The organism is Pseudomonas sp. TH10 (assembly GCF_016651255.1).
Classification (GTDB): domain Bacteria; phylum Pseudomonadota; class Gammaproteobacteria; order Pseudomonadales; family Pseudomonadaceae; genus Aquipseudomonas.
The window spans coordinates 1-15759 of the sequence record NZ_JAEKEG010000041.1 but is presented as its reverse complement, the minus strand read 5'-3'; the positions used below and the strand labels follow the sequence as shown (position 1 = coordinate 15759).

At 59.3% G+C, this 15759-nt stretch carries 9 protein-coding genes and 6 pseudogenes; 11 read left to right on the top strand and 4 right to left on the bottom strand.

Annotated elements, in window-relative coordinates:
• Nucleotides 1-44 precede the first annotated feature (44 nt).
• From acs to JFT80_RS06400, 5 genes and pseudogenes are all read left to right on the top strand, one after another.
• Nucleotides 45-1982, top strand: coding sequence for an acetate--CoA ligase (gene acs / locus JFT80_RS06420; RefSeq protein WP_201147299.1), 1938 nt, complete (start codon nucleotides 45-47; stop codon nucleotides 1980-1982).
• Between the two features lie 100 nt (nucleotides 1983-2082).
• Nucleotides 2083-2956 (top strand): annotated as a pseudogene (locus tag JFT80_RS06415) (oxygenase MpaB family protein).
• A 143-nt stretch (nucleotides 2957-3099) separates the two neighbouring features.
• Nucleotides 3100-4116 (top strand): class I SAM-dependent rRNA methyltransferase, encoded by a 1017-nt coding sequence (locus JFT80_RS06410; protein ID WP_201147298.1) that lies wholly within the window; start codon nucleotides 3100-3102, stop codon nucleotides 4114-4116.
• A 94-nt stretch (nucleotides 4117-4210) separates the two neighbouring features.
• A pseudogene (locus tag JFT80_RS06405) lies at nucleotides 4211-7163 on the top strand (DUF748 domain-containing protein).
• Nucleotides 7163-7459 carry a DUF2845 domain-containing protein gene (locus JFT80_RS06400; RefSeq protein ID WP_374091329.1) on the top strand — a complete coding sequence of 99 codons (297 nt, stop codon included), beginning with the start codon at nucleotides 7163-7165 and terminating at the stop codon, nucleotides 7457-7459. The pseudogene JFT80_RS06405 and the gene JFT80_RS06400 overlap by 1 nt, the downstream one beginning before the upstream one ends.
• A gap of 256 nt (nucleotides 7460-7715) precedes the next feature.
• Here the strand turns inward: JFT80_RS06400 and JFT80_RS06395 are convergent, their stop codons facing one another.
• Both JFT80_RS06395 and JFT80_RS06390 read right to left on the bottom strand, forming a co-directional pair.
• A complete protein-coding gene (locus JFT80_RS06395) occupies nucleotides 7716-8072 on the bottom strand; it encodes a BON domain-containing protein (protein ID WP_201147296.1) in 357 nt (118 codons plus the stop codon).
• A gap of 321 nt (nucleotides 8073-8393) precedes the next feature.
• Complete coding sequence (locus tag JFT80_RS06390; RefSeq protein ID WP_201147295.1) at nucleotides 8394-8813, bottom strand: pilin; 420 nt, start codon at nucleotides 8811-8813, stop codon at nucleotides 8394-8396.
• 225 nt (nucleotides 8814-9038) lie between these two features.
• Between JFT80_RS06390 and pilB the strand changes: the two are divergent.
• From pilB to yacG, 5 genes and pseudogenes are all read left to right on the top strand, one after another.
• Nucleotides 9039-10735: pseudogene (pilB, locus tag JFT80_RS06385) on the top strand (type IV-A pilus assembly ATPase PilB).
• Between the two features lie 2 nt (nucleotides 10736-10737).
• A complete protein-coding gene (locus JFT80_RS06380; RefSeq protein ID WP_201147294.1) occupies nucleotides 10738-11955 on the top strand; it encodes a type II secretion system F family protein in 1218 nt (405 codons plus the stop codon).
• 1 nt (nucleotide 11956) lies between these two features.
• Nucleotides 11957-12828: pseudogene (locus tag JFT80_RS06375) on the top strand (A24 family peptidase).
• Nucleotides 12825-13448, top strand: a complete 624-nt coding sequence (gene coaE / locus JFT80_RS06370; RefSeq protein WP_201147293.1) for a dephospho-CoA kinase — start codon at nucleotides 12825-12827, stop codon at nucleotides 13446-13448. The pseudogene JFT80_RS06375 and the gene coaE overlap by 4 nt, the downstream one beginning before the upstream one ends.
• Entirely contained in the window at nucleotides 13445-13645 is a 201-nt protein-coding gene (gene yacG / locus JFT80_RS06365) for a DNA gyrase inhibitor YacG (protein ID WP_201147292.1), read from the top strand. Before coaE ends, yacG begins: the two co-directional genes overlap by 4 nt.
• Before the next feature lie 36 nt (nucleotides 13646-13681).
• Here yacG and JFT80_RS06360 read toward each other — a convergent pair.
• Nucleotides 13682-14372, bottom strand: a pseudogene (locus JFT80_RS06360) (energy-coupling factor ABC transporter permease).
• A gap of 186 nt (nucleotides 14373-14558) precedes the next feature.
• Between JFT80_RS06360 and JFT80_RS06355 the strand changes: the two are divergent.
• Nucleotides 14559-14795: a DUF2790 domain-containing protein gene (locus JFT80_RS06355; protein WP_122839022.1), complete on the top strand. Its 237-nt coding sequence runs from the start codon at nucleotides 14559-14561 to the stop codon at nucleotides 14793-14795.
• Between the two features lie 8 nt (nucleotides 14796-14803).
• Here JFT80_RS06355 and JFT80_RS06350 read toward each other — a convergent pair.
• A pseudogene (locus tag JFT80_RS06350) lies at nucleotides 14804-15759 on the bottom strand (OprD family outer membrane porin); the annotation flags it as partial.

Sequence of the window (15759 nt, the reverse complement as noted above, 5' to 3'; positions counted from 1 at the left end):
CATGCTCCCCTCTTGTCGTCGCACAACAAGAATAAGGAACTGTCATGTTCGATATCAGCACGTTCCCCAAAGCCGATGCCGTCCGCCGGGCTGCTCAGTTGAGTCAGGACGACTATCAGCGCCTGTACCGCGAATCCATTGAACACCCCGGCACCTTCTGGGCCGAACAAGCCACCCGCTTCCTCGACTGGAGCACGCCGTGGCAAACCGTTCAGCGCTACGACCTGAAAACCGGAGAGGCCGCCTGGTTTGCCGGCGGCAAGCTGAACGTCAGTTACAACTGCATCGACCGTCACCTCGAACAACGCGGCGATCAGACTGCCCTTCTTTGGGAAGGCGACGACCCTGTCGAATCAGCGCAAATCACTTATAAAAAACTCCACCACCATGTCTGCCGTCTGGCCAATGTGCTGAAAAGCCGTGGCGTGAAGAAAGGCGATCGGGTGTGCATCTACATGCCGATGATCCCCGAGGCCGCATACGCCATGCTCGCTTGCGCGCGGATTGGCGCGATTCATTCGGTGGTGTTTGGCGGCTTCTCCCCAGACTCGCTGCGTGACCGCATTCTCGATGCCGATTGCCGCACAGTGATCACTGCCGATGAAGGCGTGCGCGGCGGCAAGTTCGTGCCGTTGAAACAGAATGTCGACAAAGCCCTGCAAAGTTGCCCGGACGTCAGCACCGTGGTGGTGGTCGAACGCAGCCAAGGCAACGTCGACTGGATCGAGGGCCGCGACCTCTGGTATCACCAGGCCGTGCGCGACGTCAGCGACGATTGTCCGCCAGAACCGATGGACGCCGAAGACCCGCTGTTCATCCTCTACACCTCCGGCAGCACGGGTAAACCCAAAGGCGTTTTGCACACCACTGGCGGCTACCTGCTGCAAGCGGCAATGACCTTCAAGTACGTGCTCGATTACCGCGATGGCGAGGTGTTCTGGTGTACCGCCGACGTCGGCTGGGTCACCGGCCACAGCTACATCGTCTACGGCCCGCTGGCCAACGGCGCGACCACGTTGATGTTCGAAGGCGTGCCGAGTTATCCGAGCAGCTCACGATTCTGGCAGGTGATCGATAAACACAAGGTCAACATTTTCTATACCGCTCCGACCGCCCTGCGCGCGTTGATGCGCGAAGGTGCCGAACCGTTGAAGGAAACGTCGCGCGCCAGCCTCAGATTACTCGGCAGCGTCGGTGAGCCGATCAACCCTGAGGCGTGGGACTGGTATTTCAATACCGTGGGCGAACAGCGCTGCCCGATCGTTGATACCTGGTGGCAGACCGAGACCGGCGGCATCATGCTCAGCCCCCTGGTCAGCGCCCAGCGGATCAAGCCCGGCTGCGCCACTCAACCGATGTTTGGCGTGCAACCGGTATTGCTCGATGACACCGGCAAGGAAATCAAAGGCGCCGGCAGCGGCGTGCTCGCCATCAAATCCAGCTGGCCGGCGCAGATTCGCAGTGTGTACGGCGATCCGCAGCGGATGGTCGACACTTATTTCAAACCTTACCCCGGCTATTACTTCACCGGCGACGGCGCGCGCCGCGACGAGGACGGTGACTACTGGATCACCGGGCGCATCGACGACGTGATCAACGTCTCCGGCCATCGCATCGGCACCGCCGAAGTGGAAAGCGCACTGGTGCTGCACGACAGCATCGCCGAGGCCGCAGTGGTCGGTTATCCCCATGACGTCAAAGGCCAGGGCATCTACGCCTTCGTCACGCCCATGAATGGCGCCGAACCGAATGATGACCTGAAGAAAGAATTGCTGGCCCACGTTAGCAAGGAAATCGGCAGCTTCGCCAAACCGGATCTGATCCAATGGGCGCCGGCCTTGCCGAAAACCCGCTCAGGCAAGATCATGCGGCGCATTCTGCGCAAGATCGCCTGCAACGAACTCGACAGCCTCGGCGACACTTCGACCCTGGCCGATCCGAGCGTGGTTGAGGATCTGGTGGATAAACGCCTGAACCAATAACGTATTGCCTGTTACCGCGTGTGGTGGGATCCGCCCTGTAGGAGCGAGCTTGCTCCTACAGTACGCGCGCGCACACCCATTTTTTTGCCTCAGAGTCACCATGGAATTCATCCGCACCCGCATCGAAACGCAGATCATGAGCCTCACGGGCCTGTCACTTGGCACGCTCGACCTGGAGAACCCCAAGGGCGATCCTGGCTTGTTTGGCCCCGACTCGGTGAGCTGGCAGGTGCATGGCGACTTCAGCAGCATGTTGATCGGCGGTATCAGTGCACTCATGTTGCAAGCCCTGCATCCCCTGGCGCTGGCCGGAGTATGGGACCACTCAAATTTTCGTGAAGACATGCTGGGTCGATTGCGCCGCACGGGCCAATTCATCTCTGGCACTACTTTCGGCTCGCGAAAGGATGCCGACTGGCTGATCGAGAAGGTTCGCACCATCCATTTGCAGGTCACAGGCACGGCACCCGATGGACGGCCTTACGCCGCCAGCGATCCGTCTTTGCTGACATGGGTGCATGTGGCGGAAGTCAGCAACTTTCTTGCGGCACATCTGCGTTACCGCAACCCACAGTTGTCGCTGGCCGATCAGGACCGTTACTACGCCGAGATCGCGCTGATCGCCGAACGCCTGGGTGCCCGGGATGTGCCCCGCTCCCGGCTGGAAATATCCCACTACCTGGAGAGTATTCGCCCGCAACTATTGTGCGATGAGCGCAGTCGCGAAGTGTTGCAGTTGCTGCTCAACGCCCCAGCTCCGAGCCGCTCTGGCCAAGCCCTTTGTCGGCCTGATGATGCAGGCCGGAATTGACCTGCTGCCCGATTGGGCCAGTGACATGCTAGGCGTCAGTCAAAGCCCGCTGCAACGCAAGCTGATCCGCGCCAGCATCAATCGAAGTGCGCCGATGCTGCGCTGGGCAATGCGCAATGGCTCGGTGCAACGGGCGAAGCGCAGGATGGGCCTGTTGACCTAAAAGCTCCGCGAGCAGGCTCGCTCCCACAGGGAAAAATAGTCAAAAATCCAACGTGGGAGTGAGCCTGCTCGCAATGGCAGCACCTCGGTTAACAGCCAAGCTGTTAAACTCCCGCGCCAAATTCCCTCTGCAAGGCGCACAGCATGTCTTCCTTGAATCAGGCGCTGCGCGCCGCCCTCGATCAACGCCAGGATTTGCTCGCCGAGCTGCACAGCCAGGGCACCGATTGCTACCGCCTGTTCCACGGTAGCCAGGAAGGCGCCGGTGGCCTGACCATCGACCGCTACGGCCCGCAACTGCTGGTACAGAGCTTTCACCAGACGCTGGAGCGCGACGACCTGCTGCAACTGCACGCCATGGTCAATCAAACCCTGGGGCTCGAAACGCTGCTGGTCTACAACGATCGCTCCCGTGGCAACTCGCGCATCGACCGTGAAGACAACGTCTATAAAGCCGACGATGCTGCACTGGCTGATCTGGTCGGTCACGAATGGGGTCTGAACTACCGCGTACGCGGGCGTCATGCGGGGCAGGATCCACTGCTGTTCCTCGACCTGCGCAACACCCGCGGCTGGGTCAAGGACCACGCCAAGGGCAAATCCGTGCTCAACCTGTTCGCCTACACCTGCGGCGTCGGCCTCAGTGCTGCAGCCGGGGGGGCGCGTGAGGTGTGTAACCTGGATTTCGCCGAAGGCAATCTGGCAGTCGGTCGTGAAAACGGCCTGCTCAACCCGACATTGCCGCCGATGGAATTCATCCAGTCCGATTACTTCCCGGCCATCCGCCAACTCGCGGGCCTGCCGATCAGCCAGCGGCGCGGGCAGAAACTGCCAAGCTATCAGCGCCTCGAACAGCGTCAATACGATCTGGTGCTGCTCGATCCACCGGCCTGGGCCAAAAGTGCATTCGGCACCGTCGACCTGCTGCGCGACTATCAGAGCCTGCTCAAACCCGCCCTGCTGACCACCGCCGACAACGGCGTGCTGATCTGCTGCAACAACCTGGCGAAAGTCAGCATGGACGACTGGCGCGAACAAGTGCTGCGCTGCGCCGAGAAGGCCGGCCGCCCGGTGCGCGAATGGACCGTGATGACTCCCGGCGTCGACTTCCCGTCGATGGATCAGCAGCCGCCGCTGAAGACCTTGATCCTGCAACTCTGAAACTCTTCGACTTTTTCATATCAAACCTGCAAAGCGCGACCACTTTCGGAACCAGAATCGCGTGCCATACTCCAAGGCACTCCGATTCAGACAGATGAAGCCGCACATGCCCAAAGGATTGATTCGCGCGATAGGCGCTTTGTTGACTGCTCTGGCCCTTTATAGCCTGCTGGGGTTTCTGATTTTGCCGGGCATTGCCCTGCGCATAGCCAACCAGCAACTGGCCAATTACGCGACGGTGCCCGCGCATCTGCAGCGTATCGAGCTCAACCCGTTCAGCCTTGAAGTCACTCTGTGGGGGCTGGTCATTGGCGAGCCGGGTAAGGAACAGGTCGGTTTCGAGCGACTGTACGCCAACCTGCAACTCGACAGCCTGTGGACAAAAGCCCTGCACCTGTCCGATATCGAACTGGAAAAATCCAAAACCGAAATCGTCTTTGGCAAAGACGGCAAGCTCAACCTGCTAAGCCTGTTCAAGCTTCCAGCCAGCGAACCGACCCCGACTGATCCGAACGCCAAACCTTTCCCGCTGCGCATTGATCGCATCAAACTGGCCGGCGGCATGCTGCACTTCCAGGATGCACGGCCAAGCGAGCCGATCGAATTCCTTTACGACAAACTCGATTTCGAGTTGAAAAACCTCAGCACCCTGCCCGAAGACAGCGCCGATATGACGCTGGTCGCCGCCGGTCCGGCGGGTGGGCAGATCGACTGGAAAGGCAACTTCAGCCTGATCCCGTTCACCTCCGAAGGCACGCTGAAAGTTACCGACGGCAGGATGAAAGCTTTCTGGCCTTACGTGCGTGATTCGGCGCCCTTGGTGCTCGAAGACGGCGTCTACAGCCTGAGCACCGAATACAAACTCAATCTGTCGAAAGAAACCGAACTGCTGCTCAATAACGTCGCGCTCAGTGTCTCCCCCTTCGCCATCAAGGCCCCGGACGGGCGGCAATTGGCAAAGCTGGAACGACTGGATGTCAGCGAAACCAGCGTTGATCTGGCCAAACAACAAGTGGTGGTCGGCAAGATCCGTAGCCAGAAGCTCGAAACCTGGGCCGCGCTTGAAGCCGACGGCCAACTGGACTGGCAAAAACTGTTCGCCAGTCAACCGTCGAAACCGGCCGCCAAAGCCAAGGCCGAACCCGCCAGCACCCCGGCGGCCGCGGACTCGCCGAAACCCGAGCCGGCAGCGCCGGGCAAACCCTGGCAAGTGCTGCTCAAGGACGTGCAACTGCGCAATTACCAGGTGCATCTGGCGGACCGCAAGGCACAGCCCGCCGTAGAGCTGGACCTGAGCCCGCTGAACGTCGACCTGCAGAATTTCAACAGCCTCAATGGCGCGCCTTTCAACCTCAAGCTCGACACCGGGCTGGGCAAGCAAGGCAAGATCAGCGCCGATGGCACGGTCAACCTCGCCCCGGTCAACGCTCAGCTCAACGTCAAAACCCAGGACATCGACCTGCGTGTCGCACAGTCGTACATCAATCCGTTCATTCGCCTCGAACTGCGCAGCGGCATGCTGGGCAGTGATCTGGCGGTCGACCTGAAAAGCACCGAGCCGCTCGCCTTCAGCGTCACCGGCCGCGCCCAGGTCGATCAGCTGCATACCCTCGACACCCTCAAGACCCGCGACTTCCTCAAGTGGCAACAGGTGGTGGTCGAAGGCCTGAACTACCAGCATGGCGACAGCCTGTCGATCGACAAGGTCAACCTGTTCCAGCCGTACGTGCGTTTCATGATCAATGATGACCGCACCACCAACGTCGATGACCTGCTGATCCCGCAACCGGCCGATGCGAGCACCAAGGGTGCAGCCGCCAAACCGGCCAGCAAGGACAAGCCGCTGGGCATCCATGTGGGCGGCATCGCCATCAATGATGGTTCGGCCAACTTTGCCGACTTCAGCCTGACCCCGAATTTCGCCACGGCCGTCCAGCAGCTCAACGGCGCCATCGGCACCATCGACAGCCGCCAGGCGAAACCCGCCAGCGTTGACGTCAAGGGCAAGGTCGATCGCTACGCGCCGGTGACCATCAAGGGTGCAGTCAACCCATTCGACCCGATGGCCAGCCTCGACTATCGCCACCAGTTTCAAGCGGGTGGAACTGACCACGCTGACGCCCTACTCCGGCAAATTCGCCGGGTATCGCATTCGCAAGGGCCGGCTCAACCTCGACCTGCACTACATGATCACCAAGGGCCAGCTCAAAGCCGAGAACAAAGTGGTGGTCGAGCAACTGCAACTCGGCGAGAAAGTCGACAGCCCGGATGCCGTCAGCTTGCCGCTGAAACTGGCGATCGCCTTGCTCAAGGACGTCGACGGCAAGATCTCCATCGAACTGCCGGTGACCGGCGACTTGAACAACCCGCAGTTCAGCGTGATGCCGATTGTCTGGCAGACCCTGCGCAACCTGATCGTCAAAGCCGCTGCCGCGCCATTCAAGCTGATTGGCGGACTGGTCAGCGGTGGCGGCTCCCAGGACCTGGGCACCGTCTCCTTTGCCCCAGGTTCCAGTGAGCTGAGCAAGGACGCCGAGGCCGCTTTGGTCAAGCTCTCGCAAGCCCTCAAGGAACGCCCGGCGCTACGCCTGGAAATTGAAGGCACTGCGGCCGCCCGCAGCGACGGCCCACTGATCGCCGAGCAACGGCTTGAGCGGGAATACCAGTACAACTACTACAAGATGCTCCAGCGTCGCGGCGACAAGGTGCCGGCCCAGGCATCGTTGCTGCAGGTACCGGACAGCGAGAAAGGTCCGTTGCTGGAAGGCATCTACCGCACCCGCCTGAAGACCCAGCCGCCTGCCGAATGGAAAGACCTGGGCAAGGAAGAGCGCACGGCGAAAATGCGTGCAGGCGTGATCAGCTTCTGGAGCGGCAGCGATGTGTTGCTGCGTCAGTTGGGTCAGGATCGCGCCAGCAGCATCAAGGACTATCTGGTCGACAAAGGCCAGTTGGCGGACGACCGCGTGTATTTCATCGACGCCACGCTCGGCGAACCGCAGAGCGACGGCCGAGTCATTACGCCCCTGCACCTGGATGCCGAATGATGATCCGAATACACGCACTTGGCCTGGCTCTGCTGATATTCGCCGGGCAGGCCTGGGCAGCCGACACCCTGCGCTGCGGCAGCCAACTGATCAGCGTCGGCGACCGCACTGCAGAGGTTCTGCAAAAATGCGGCGAGCCGGTTGCCCGGGATTCGCTGGGCTACAAGCGTAGCGCCAATCGCCGGGAAGAGTTTCAGGTCGAGGAGTGGACATACGGGCCGAGCAACGGCATGTACCAATACCTGCGCTTTGAAGGCAATCGCCTGCGCGAGATCACCAGCAAGCGCGGCCTGTAGATGGCGCGGGCGCAGGGCGTAGGAACCTGTGTAGGAGCTGTGTAGGAGCTGTCGAGTGAAACGAGGCTGCGATCTTTTCCTCCAGACAGAACAGAAACCCTTTCCTGCCGACACAATAAAACAGGCCCCGACACGAATGGCGGGGCCTGTAATGGTCACATCCGTGTGACCGTTCGCATGAACTCTAAAGTGGCGGCAGACGTATTGCTCGGCCCGTCTGTCGCGCCTTCTCCCGGTCCAGGCGAGAAGTCATGCCTTACTCGGCTTTCAGGCCGTCAGCGGAGACCGCTTTAACGCCTTTGATTTTCTTGGTGATGTTCACAGCGGTGGTTTTCTGAGCCTCAGTGATGGCTACAGTCGACGACAGCGATACAACGCCTTTGTTGGTTTCTACTTTGATGTCGGTACCTGGGATGCCTTTTTCGGTAACCAGGTCGCTTTTGACTTTGGTAGTGATCCAGGTATCGGAAGTTGTTTCTTTAGCCTTGGTCATTTCACCAGCAGCCAGAGTCATTGGCGCTTGGGAAGTCTGAGTGGTCTGGGCGAATGCACCCGAAGCCATGGTCAGGGTCAGCGCGGTAGCAGCAGCGGCAGTGATAGCGAACTTCTTCATACGAGTAACTCCTGTTTTTCTGGAAAGTCTGCTGCGTGTCTTGTCAGCAGGGTTACTGGGTATATTGCGAACGCTGTGCCAACTTTGAAACGAACAAAAAATCGTTATATATCAAGTACTTGTTATTTTTGGCAATTTTCGAAATCATGCAAATTGCATGAGTTGGAATTTATCGACATGCAAGTTGCGGGTTTTGACGTGGGCCTAAGGCCATGAATTGTGGGGTTTTTTGAACTCACCAAGAGCACGCGCAAAAAAATACCCCGCCTCTGTGAGAAGGCGGGGTATTCCCAGGTTTATGCAGCCAATGAATTCAACAGTTTATGTATTGGCGACACCAGTGCAGCCTTTTGGCGCGTATTGTTGTTCGACTTCGGTCGCGCAAGTCCAACCCGTTGTAGCCGAGCGAGTGAGCGTGATTTTTTTACCAACGACAGGCGCCGGAGCGTTGGCAATCGTGCACGCAATGCTACCCACGCCTGAGCTGCCTGTACCCGTCGACACTGTCACGCAATTGGATGTAGTTGCATTGAACGCAGCAGTCGTTGCAGCGATGTCGGTACCTTGATTCATTGCATCTTCAAAAGGCACCTTCAACGCGGAAATCTCCGCCAGCCCCGCCGTCACTTTCGCCTTGGCCTGATACTTCGAATAAGCCGGGATCGCAAACGTCGCCAGAATCCCGATGATTGCCACCACGATCAACAGCTCGATCAGGGTAAAACCTTTTTGGTTATTCATAGAAAACTCCATGCATGAGTCGGAATCTCATGATCTGGATTATCTCCAGCACAGCCCATGCCAATTGCCGGCTCCCCCGCCGGCTTGGGCTCCAGCTTCTGCCAGGCCCGTGCGTGGCCCTGGAAAACCGCACTAACTGACATTTTTTGTCACTTCTACAGCCATGGTTTGGCTCCGTCCCTTGACTAGGCTATAAGTCATGAACTGTCTGCGTCCGGTATCCCAATGAATGACATCGCTCTTAGCGGCCTGGCCAAACAATTGGTCCTGGCCGAGCTGCTGACTGAAAAAGCGCGCAACAGGCGTATCAGCAAGCCCAAAGAAACCGCACCTCGCTGGTCAACCACCTGGTGCAGAACAAGCTGGTAAAGAGTCGGCTGGTCGCCGAAATCGCTTCCGAGCATTTCGGCATGGCCCTGTTCGACCTCAATGCCCTCGACAAGGAAGCCGTGCCCAAAGGGCTGGTCAGCGAGAAACTGGTTCGCCAGCACCACGTGCTGCCTCTGTGGCGGCGCGGCAACAAGCTGTTCATTGGCGTGTCCGACCCCAGCAATCACCAGGTCATCAATGACATCCAGTTCAGTACCGGGCTGACCACCGAAGCCATCCTGGTCGAGGACGACAAGCTCAGCGACGCCATCGACAAGCTCTTCGACTCCCAGTCCACCGGGCTGGAAGATATGGCCGACGTCGACCTCGACGGCCTGGACATCGAATCCGCTGACGACCGCCAGGACCCTATAGGCGGGCAGGATGCCGATGACGCGCCCGTGGTGCGCTTCGTTCACAAGATGCTGCTGGATGCGATCAAAAGCGGCTCCTCCGACCTGCACTTCGAACCCTACGAAAAAAACTACCGCGTGCGGGTACGCACCGACGGCATTCTGCGCGAGGTGGCCAAACCACCGATTCAACTGGCCGGGCGCATTGCTGCGCGACTGAAAGTCATGGCCAGCCTCGACATTTCCGAGCGACGCAAACCGCAGGACGGGCGAATAAAGATGCGCCTGTCAAAGAGCAAGTCGATCGACTTCCGGGTCAACACCCTGCCCACCCTGTGGGGCGAAAAAGTGGTGATCCGGATTCTCGACCCGTCCAGCGCGCAAATCGGCATTGATGCGCTCGGTTACGAGCCGGCGCAAAAAGATTTGTACATGGCCGCGCTCAAGCAGCCGCAAGGCATGATTCTGGTCACCGGCCCCACCGGGTCAGGGAAAACCGTGTCGCTGTACACCGGGCTTAATATTCTCAATACCGTCGACATCAACATCTCCACCGCCGAAGACCCGGTGGAGATCAACATGGAAGGTATCAACCAGGTCAACGTCAATCCCAAACAAGGACTCGACTTTGCTCAGGCCCTGCGCTCGTTCCTGCGTCAGGATCCGGACGTGATCATGGTCGGTGAGATCCGTGATCTGGAAACCGCCGAGATCGCCATCAAAGCGGCGCAAACCGGTCACCTCGTGCTCTCGACCCTGCACACCAACAGCGCCGCAGAAACCCTGACACGCTTGCATAACATGGGTATTCCCGGCTTCAACATTGCCACCTCGGTCAGCCTGATCATCGCCCAGCGGCTGGCGCGCAAATTATGCAGTCATTGCAAGAAGCCCATCGAAATCCCCCGTGAAGCACTGATCAAGGAAGGTTTCCCCGCGGAACGCATCGGCCATTTCACGATCTACGAGCCGGTCGGTTGCGATCACTGCAACGGCGGCTATAAGGGGCGCGTGGGAATTTATGAAGTGGTGAAGAACACAGCCGAACTGCAACGCCTGATCATGGCCGAAGGCAACTCGCTGGAAATCGACAGCCAGATGCGGCGCGACGGCTTCGACGACTTGCGCACCTCAGGGCTGCACAAGGCCATGCAAGGCATCACCAGCCTGGAAGAAATCAACCGGGTCACCAAGGACTGAACATGGCGGTCAAGGCAGCGAAAATCAGCATCTACGCCTGGGAAGGTACCGACAAGAAGGGCAGCAAACTCAGCGGTGAGCTCAGCGGACATAACCCTGCACTGGTCAAGGCGCAGTTGCGCAAACAAGGCATCAATCCGGGCAAGGTACGCAAGAAGTCGGTGTCGATTCTCAACCTGGGTAAACGCATCACGGCCCAGGATATCGCCCTGTTCACCCGGCAGATGGCGACGATGATGAAAGCCGGCGTACCGCTGCTGCAATCGTTCGACATCATCGGCGAGGGCTTCGAGAACCCGGCCATGCGCAAGCTGGTGGACGAGGTCAAACAGGAGGTCGCGGCGGGTAACAGCTTTGCCGCGTCCCTGCGCAAAAAGCCGCAATATTTTGACGAGCTCTACTGCAACCTGGTGGACGCGGGCGAACAGGCCGGCGCCCTGGACACCCTGCTGGAACGGGTGGCGACCTACAAGGAAAAAAGCGAGAGCCTCAAGGCCAAGATCAAGAAGGCCATGACCTATCCGCTGGCCGTGGTGTTCGTCGCGATCATCGTCACCGGAATTCTGCTGGTCAAGGTCGTGCCGCAGTTCGAATCGGTGTTCAAGGGCTTTGGCGCCGAGTTGCCGGCGTTCACCGTGATGGTCATCGGTCTCTCCGAATTCCTCCAGCAATGGTGGTGGCTGTTGCTCGGCGTCCTGATTGCGGGGTTCTTCGGGGTGCGCCGCGCCTTCAAGACTTCCGAGGCATTGCGTGATCGCACCGACGTCTGGCTGTTGAAGCTGCCCCTCGTCGGCAACCTGCTGTATAAATCGGCCGTGGCCCGCTACGCCCGCACCCTCTCCACCACCTTCGCCGCCGGTGTGCCGCTGGTGGAGGCCCTGGAATCGGTGGCCGGCGCCACCGGCAACATCGTGTTCAAGCGTGCGGTGCTGCGGATCAAGCAGGACGTATCGACCGGGATGCAGCTGAACTTCGCCATGCGTACTTCCGGGGTTTTCCCCAACATGGCCATCCAGATGGCAGCCATCGGCGAAGAGTCGGGCGCCCTCGACGACATGCTCGACAAAGTCGCGAGCTTCTACGAGGACGAGGTCGACAACATGGTCGATAACCTCACCAGCTTGATGGAGCCGTTTATCATGGTGGTGCTGGGGGTTGTCGTCGGCGGCCTGGTGGTTGCGATGTACCTGCCTATCTTCCAACTCGGCGCAGCGATCTGACATGCCCTTGAATGAAATTCTGCAGCACTCCCCACTGGGCTTCGTCGCTCTGGCCCTGGTGCTTGGCTTGCTGGTGGGCAGCTTCCTGAATGTGCTGGTCTGGCGGCTGCCCAAAATGCTCGAGCGTGAATGGCGCCTGCAAGCACAAGACATGCTCGGCCATCCCGCTCCTGCGCCACTGCCGACTTACAACCTGATGCTGCCTCACTCCCAGTGCCCGCACTGTGGCCATTCGATCCGGGCGTGGGAGAACATCCCGGTCATCAGTTACGTGTTTTTGCGCGGCCGCTGCTCCGGCTGCGCTGCGCCGATCAGCAAGCGCTACCCGTTGACCGAGCTGGCCTGTGGCCTGCTGTCAGGGTTCATCGCCTGGCATTTCGGCTTCGGTTGGCCGGCCTGCCTGGTGCTCTTCCTGACCTGGGGCCTGCTGGCCATGAGCCTGATCGACGCGGAGCATCAATTGCTCCCGGATGTCCTGGTATTGCCGCTGATGTGGCTGGGTTTGATCGCCAACAGTTTTACCCTGTTCGTGCCGCTCCACGAAGCGCTGTGGGGCGCGATCGCCGGTTACATGGTGCTGTGGTCGGTGTTCTGGGTGTTCAAGCTGGTGACCGGCAAGGACGGCATGGGCCACGGTGATTTCAAGCTGCTGGCGATGCTCGGCGCCTGGGGCGGCTGGCAAATCCTGCCCTGACGCTCCTCCTGTCGTCGCTGGTGGGCGCGATCATCGGGGTGATTCTGCTGCGTTTGCGCAAGCAGGAAACCTCGACGCCGATCCCCTTCGGCCCCTATCTGGCAATTGCCGGCTGGATTGCCTTGCTCTGGGGTGGTCAAATAACCGACTTCTATTGGCAGTTTGTCGGTTTGCAATGAATACCCCTGTGAAAAAACCCTGGATACTCGGCCTGACCGGCGGCATCGGCAGCGGCAAAAGCGCGGCAGCCCAGCACTTCATCGACCTTGGCATCCATGTGGTGGACGCTGATCATGCGGCGCGCTGGGTGGTCGAGCCGGGGCGTCCGGCGCTGGCGAAAATTGCCGAACACTTCGGCGCCAACGTGCTACAAGCCGACGGCACACTCGATCGAGCCGCCCTGCGCAAACTGATTTTCGAAGTGCCAGAAGAGCGCCGCTGGCTCGAAGCACTGCTGCACCCGTTGATCGCCAGGGAAATCAGCGATCACCTGGCCAAGGCACAATCGCGCTATGCGATTCTGGTTTCGCCATTGCTGATCGAGTCCGGGCAATACGCGCTGACCCAGCGCATTCTGGTGATCGACGCCCCGCAACAATTGCAGATCGAACGCACCTTGCAGCGCGACCAGACCAGCGAACAGCAGGTTCAAGCAATCCTCAAGGCCCAATCGAGCCGCGAAGACCGTTTGAGCCGTGCCGATGACGTGGTGGTCAACGACCGCGACCTCGCCTGGCTGCACAGCGAAGTCGAACGTCTGCATCACTTTTACCTGACTTTATCCGGAGGCCAAGCATGAGCCAAACCCCAACCGTCAAATGCCCGACCTGCGGCGCGCCCGTCGAATTCACCCCCGAAAACAAGTTTCGGCCGTTCTGCTCCGATCGCTGCAAACTGATCGACCTCGGCGCCTGGGCGTCGGAAGAACACAAGATCCCGGTGGCCCCGGACGCAGAAGACGACCTGTTCAGCGAGGACTTTGAACCTCGTCATTGATGGGCGGCCTGCACGACGTCGGCCGCCAGGCGAGGTTCAGGCCTTGGGGTCGTCGTCTTTCCATGCGCGCGGACAGGTAGCGCGTGCGATTGAAGGTCTCCAGCCATTCAGGGCAGAACACCACCAATGCACTGATGACCATGCCGTTGATAAACGCCTCGGGGAATATGATCAGCCACAGGTAACCAATGAAGTCTTCCAGCCAGTAAGGCATCACGAAGCGCTCGTCGAACCACAGCAACCACAGCGCCAGCAGCAGGCACAGCAGGGCCGAAAGCGCTGCGGCGAAAAACCCGGATACGAAGATGTAGACGAAGGGATTACGCGGTTGTGCGCGCTCGACCAGGATGGCGCAGCACTCGGTAATCAACACCGGCAGCATGATCAGCAACGCACCGTTCACCCCCATCGCCGCCAGGTCCTGGCGCCCGAGCATGACCAACCCCGCTTGCGCAACAAACCCGCCGACTATTGCCAGTGGCCAGTCGAGCAATAGGGTCACCGCAGTCATGCCGAGAAAGTGATAGGACACGCCCGTATCAAAATCCCGCCTGACCAGCCATAGCATGAACAGGGCGAACACAGTACCAAACAACAGGTGCTGGCGGCGGCGATCGCTGAACAGTTCGACCCAGGGCGAGCGCGCAATGGCCCAGAGCAGAATCGGAACGTAGATCACCCATCCGATGGTCAGGGTTTCGGCTGACAGTAGCTCGGCGCCGATCATGGCTGTGCTTGCTCCTTTTCCGTACCGGGAGGATTTTCAGTCTACACCGTGGTGGTTGCACCGCACCGATCGAAGTGGACACGATCGATTGTTACGCATTGCGCAACGCTGAATCGGCCCAGCCCCCTTTATCCAATGGAGGCAAAGACTAAAATTCAACCAACAGAATCAACCAGGAGAATCCAGATGAAAACCCTCACTGCCCTGCTTTTGGCCTTCGTCGCCACCTCGGCCATGGCCGCCAACAACGAACCCGCTGCCACTCCCTACGACCCGGCACACCCGCTGGACATCGCCAAGGTAGTCTCCGTCAGCGACACCCCGACCGGCTGCGATGTCGTACCGGCCACCATGGTCTACATCGATCATCAGGGCCAGACTCAGCGAGTCACCTATCAAGTCATGGGCAATTGCGACCTGTAATCAACGCATCACAGCAAGGTCCATGTGTAGCTGAGGATCAGGCGATTCTCGTCAATGTCACTGCGGTAGTTTGAGCGCGCCATTACATTGCGCACACGAACCCCAACGCCTTTGAGGCTACCACTTTGCACGACATAGCCAAGGTCAAGATCACGCTCGCGGTCCTTGCCCTCGAACCCTTGCCCGGTGTCGACGTTATTACCGGAAATGTAACGCACGGTACTCGTCAAACCCGGCACGCCTAAAGCGGCGAAGTCGTAGTCGTAACGCGCTTGCCACGAGCGCTCGTCAGTGTAGGCAAACTCATAGGTTGGCACCTCGTTGCCCAACGGCGATATGTTGGCAAACACCCGTGGAAAGGCGCTGTCACCGAACATCCCCTGGTAACCGACATAGAACGTATGGCCACCACGCTTGGCCGACAACAGCGAAAAGAACGCCTGGTTGTCGATATTACCCAGCAGTTTTTTGCCATCTTCGCGTGAATCGTAATAACCAATGTTGGCGCCCAGAATCCAGTCACCCGTCGGCTGACTGTGTTTGAGGCCCAGAAAACGCTGGTTGTAGATATCTTCCAACTGCCCGTACCAGGCGCTGACGGAACTGCGTTTATCGTTGAAGGCGTAATCGCCACCGGCAAAATTGAAACCGTCGCTGCTGACCTGACGCTGCGGCACGTGACCCAGCATGGCCTGCATTTTTTCGTCTCCCGCTTCGTTGCGCAGACTGGTGGAGTTCAAGTGACCGCCCTGCAATGTCAGGCCGTTGATCTCACTCGAACTGATGCTCGCACCCTGATAGCTCGGCGGCAGGAGGCGGATATCACTGAACGCCAGCACCGGCACATTAGGTTGCAACTCCCCACCTTGATTTCGGTTTTCGAGTAGCGGACCTTCAAGGCTGCTTCGAGTCGGCTGTAATCGTTGGCCGCGCGCCCATCATCTTTCACCGGCAGCAAACCGGT

What these genes read in the sequence shown, in the direction of transcription:
- coaE (WP_201147293.1), top strand. Translation starts at nt 12,825, where the DNA reads ATGAATACCCCTGTGAAAAAACCCTGGATACTCGGCCTGACCGGCGGC.
- JFT80_RS06395 (WP_201147296.1), bottom strand. Translation starts at nt 8,072, where the DNA reads ATGAAGAAGTTCGCTATCACTGCCGCTGCTGCTACCGCGCTGACCCTG.
- acs (WP_201147299.1), top strand. Translation starts at nt 45, where the DNA reads ATGTTCGATATCAGCACGTTCCCCAAAGCCGATGCCGTCCGCCGGGCT.
- JFT80_RS06400 (WP_374091329.1), top strand. Translation starts at nt 7,163, where the DNA reads ATGATCCGAATACACGCACTTGGCCTGGCTCTGCTGATATTCGCCGGG.
- JFT80_RS06410 (WP_201147298.1), top strand. Translation starts at nt 3,100, where the DNA reads ATGTCTTCCTTGAATCAGGCGCTGCGCGCCGCCCTCGATCAACGCCAG.
- yacG (WP_201147292.1), top strand. Translation starts at nt 13,445, where the DNA reads ATGAGCCAAACCCCAACCGTCAAATGCCCGACCTGCGGCGCGCCCGTC.
- JFT80_RS06355 (WP_122839022.1), top strand. Translation starts at nt 14,559, where the DNA reads ATGAAAACCCTCACTGCCCTGCTTTTGGCCTTCGTCGCCACCTCGGCC.
- JFT80_RS06380 (WP_201147294.1), top strand. Translation starts at nt 10,738, where the DNA reads ATGGCGGTCAAGGCAGCGAAAATCAGCATCTACGCCTGGGAAGGTACC.
- JFT80_RS06390 (WP_201147295.1), bottom strand. Translation starts at nt 8,813, where the DNA reads ATGAATAACCAAAAAGGTTTTACCCTGATCGAGCTGTTGATCGTGGTG.